General features: G+C 60.1%; 1 protein-coding gene. It reads left to right on the top strand.

Going from position 1 to position 419, the window contains the following annotated elements; translation table 11 throughout:
- Positions 1–419, top strand: a 419-nt coding sequence (locus B7449_RS16085) for a hypothetical protein (protein WP_148431368.1), incomplete at both ends; no start/stop codon positions are given.

The raw sequence follows: 419 nt of genomic DNA, 5'->3' as shown, positions 1-419 counted from the left end.
CTCGCCCAGATGGCCCGCGAATTCCTCATGCTCTACCCGACCGCACGGATCCTTGTCGCCGACGAGACGAACTTCGTGAAGGCAAAGCGCCAGCGGTTCCTCGCCCGGGCCGCGACCGGAAACTGGGACGCGATCATCATCACGCATGACGCATTCAGGTTCATCCCGGTGGAGGGAGATTTCGAGCGCCAGATGATCGAGGCGCAGATCGCGTCTTACGAGGAAGTGCTGGAAAGTGTCGACGCAGCCGACCGCCTGTCGCGCAAGCGGGTCGAGAGCATGAAGGAGAAGATGCAGGCGAAGCTGGAAGGCCTTTCCGCTCGAAAGGACGATCTCGTGCATCTGGGAGAGATCGGCATCGACCAGATCCTCGTTGATGAAGCGCAGCAGTTCCGGAAGCTGAGTTTTGCAACCAACCA

Source organism: Komagataeibacter intermedius TF2, assembly GCF_000964425.1.
Taxonomy (GTDB): domain Bacteria; phylum Pseudomonadota; class Alphaproteobacteria; order Acetobacterales; family Acetobacteraceae; genus Komagataeibacter; species Komagataeibacter intermedius.
This window is presented reverse-complemented; position numbering and strand designations above follow the sequence as displayed.